A 3,245-nucleotide genomic window follows, 5' to 3' on the forward strand; every position below is an offset into this window, starting at 1 on the left:
CCCAGAGAGTCTGGTAGAACGGCAGGACGTTGACGGGAGGTATAGCCCCCTCACTTTTCCCAAAGTCCGGATGGGCTGCCACGTACGATTTCCAGCTATCTAGCCAATATGCTGTGCCTGAGTTCTGAACATCAGGATTCCAGTAGGAGCTGACATATACACCCTCCGCACCAGCCGCTTGTACAACATCATTGCCACCCGACGACTGAGACACACCTAAGAACTTCATTTTGCCCCAACCGCCAAGTTCCTGCATCGATTTAAACATCGCCTGATATTGACGCAAAGAAGCATAGCACATCACTAGATCCGGGTTTTCATATTTTACCCTAGTCATAAGGGAGGAGAAATCGACTGTGGTCAGGGCATAGTGCTGCCTAAAGACTACTTTCACTCCCTTGGCTTCGAATATTTTCTGAATGTCGTCAAGAATTGACCGCTCCATGCTTGATTCGCTAGCAATTAACGCTACGGTTTTGGGTTGCAGCACCTCGAGAGCAAAGCTCGTGACAGGCTGAACATTAGCCGCTTGACTCAAGACTGCATTTAGGGTGTTCGTATAGTCTGTATTGAGACTTGCATCTCCCATGAAGTGGCTATAAAGCACGTTGTACTTTTTGGCAACGTCAGCTAGGGCAAGACCATCGGCTCCAGTAAGCCCCCCCATGGTGAGAGCAACACAACCATCCTCCGTTATCGCCTTTGTTGCTGCCTGGGTTGCCCCCCCTACATCGCTTTTCATATCATACTTAACGATCTGTAATGGTCTAATCTCGTTGCCAACGCGAATGCCTCCCAGTTGCTGCACCTGATAGTTCACAAGAGTTATGGCCGCATCGGCCATATGCGACGCCACTGCTCCGTAACCGCTCCAGGCGAATACTGCTCCAATCTTCACTGGCTTATCTGAGGTTGTCACCGTAGAAGTTGTTTTTGCAGGTGTCGTGACTGTTGGAGTGGTTACCGCTGGGGTAGGTGTTTCTTCGTCATCGTCGCCGCAGGCTGCTAGCATCGGCGCCAATAATACCAGAACGATCAACAGGGCTGCCAGTCTATACCAGAAGCTGCCTCTATGGAACATCGTAGAACCTCCTCTTAAATTATTTACTCTATACGATTACTCTTTTCGTGTAATAGATACGAGCACCTGCGGTCTAATAACCCGGGTTCTTAAGATGGAAGTTGGTGGCGATATCCTAGACGATAGAACTGCCTTGTTTGGCGGATTATACGTCTTACAACTATGGTTGAGCAACGACCGGAAGTCCTAGCCACCCTGTCCCAAAGTTCGGGGTAATGATCATCTTGCTCGCCTTAGGGTCTTATGGATGACAACAGAATGTATGAGCTGACCCCTTCCCATTCACATCATGCTGCAGCCACCATTAACACTGAGCGTCTGCCCCGTTATGTAACCGGCAGCATCAGACGCCAGAAATATCACCGCGTTGGCGATATCCTGGGGTTTCCCTAATCGACGAAGAGGATACAGCTTGATGATCTTCTCCATAGACCCTGGGGGGAACATGTCGATGCTTTTCTGCCACACACTCATCTCCCCGATTTCGTCGCGTTCGGGAATGGTCAGAGCCGGACAAACCACATTCAGCCGTATCCCTTTAGGTCCGTTCTCCCTGGCAACCGCCTTGGTGAAAGCGATAACTCCTCCCTTCATCCCGGCATACACCGCTTCCTTGTATTCGCCCAAACGACCCGCTTCCGAGCCAATGTTGATGATGGATCCGTTCTTTTGCGCTATCATCGGCCCAAGAACCGCCCTGGTGCAGTTGAGCACACTCCTATAATTGATTGCTATCAGTTTGTCCCAAATCTCAGGAGTAGAGTCAACAAACAGCATCGGATAATCGACACCAACATTATTCACCAGCACATCGATTCGCCCAAACTTATCGAGAACCGTCTTTACCGCCCCTTCCACTTTCGCTATATCGGTAACATCTCCCTTGACTGCCATCGCCTCCTGTGCTCCCTGTCTCCGAGCTTCGGCAACGGTCTTTTCCCCTTGATCCGTATCAAGATCGATAATTACTAGATTCACCCGTTCCCTCGCAAATGCCAATGAAATCGCTCGCCCGATGCTTGACCCCCCCCCAGTAACCATGACCGTCTTCTCAGCTAAACCTAAATCCATTTTCCTTTTCCTCCGTGTTCATCCCAGTACGCAAGACGCCATCTTCTGTCCACTCACTGGACAGAATAGCAACCATCGACCAATAGCGCATGTCCGGTGCAATAAGAGGCAGCATCTGATGAGAGCCACACGATGGCGTTCGCGATCTCCTCAGGTTCGGCAAGCCGCCCAATCGGCGTCGCATCTACCACCACCTTCTGAAAGATTTCCGGCGCATCCCGCTTGGTGGGCTCAAAAATGGGCGTCATCGTGTTCCCCGGGCAGACAGCATTCACCCGGATATTGTTTTTGACATATGCCAGCGCCGTGGATTTGGTCAACCCTACTACACCATGTTTGCTGGCCACGTAAGCCGCATTATAGGGGGTAGCCACCACCCCCATTGTGGATGAAGTGTTAACGATAGACCCGCCCCCTTGCTTGAGCATCTGCGGAATCTGGCACTTCATTCCCAAGAATACTCCTGTCAGGTTGATGCCGATCACTCGATCCCAATTCTGTTTGGTGCAGTCCGCCGTGGGGGATCTCTCTCCCGTGATCCCGGCATTATTCACCGCACAATCCAATCGGCCATATTGCTCCACTACCTTCCGGACTAGTACTTGGGAATCCGCTTCCAGGGAGACATCTGTCTTGAAAAATATCGCCTCGCCTCCGGCTTTCTTGATGAGGCGAACCGTCTCCTCACCTCCCTTTACCTCGATATCCGCCAATACCACCTTTGCCCCTTCTTTGGCAAAAGCCACTGCCGTTGCCCTGCCGATCCCCGATCCCGCACCGGTAACCAACCCTACCTTGCCTGCGAGCTGTCCTGACATGAAGACAATCCTCCTCTGCTAGAATCCACAGAAATGAATTTCGAGAAATGTGGTCAGATGTGAATCTGTGGCATTATACGTGAAATCTCTCCAATGAGAATATGCCCCAGAAATAGGTGGGTATTAACCTGACTACACTTGCCTAGCTAGCCCCATCTCAGATTCTCTGCTCGGTCCGGCCTATAATCTCCTCCTGGATCAGCGGGTCAAGTTGCACAAAGAAGGCGCTGTATCCTGCCACCCGCACGATCAGGTTCTTGTAGTCATCCGGATGC

General features: G+C 51.2%; 3 protein-coding genes. All 3 read right to left on the minus strand.

Annotation, left to right across the window (positions count from 1 at the left end):
• Nucleotides 1-1,081, minus strand: a 1,081-nt coding sequence (locus PHV74_15705; protein ID MDD5095797.1) for an ABC transporter substrate-binding protein, incomplete at its 3' end; no start/stop codon positions are given.
• A gap of 282 nt (nucleotides 1,082-1,363) precedes the next feature.
• A complete protein-coding gene (locus PHV74_15710; GenBank protein ID MDD5095798.1) occupies nucleotides 1,364-2,152 on the minus strand; it encodes an SDR family oxidoreductase in 789 nt (262 codons plus the stop codon).
• Nucleotides 2,153-2,205: 53 nt separating this feature from the next.
• On the minus strand, nucleotides 2,206-2,970 hold the full coding sequence (locus PHV74_15715) for an SDR family oxidoreductase (GenBank protein MDD5095799.1): 765 nt from the start codon (nucleotides 2,968-2,970) through the stop codon (nucleotides 2,206-2,208).
• Between the last annotated feature and the right edge of the window lie 275 nt (nucleotides 2,971-3,245).

It is taken from the genome of Dehalococcoidia bacterium (assembly GCA_028711995.1).
Lineage (GTDB): Bacteria > Chloroflexota > Dehalococcoidia > SZUA-161 > SpSt-899 > JAQTRE01.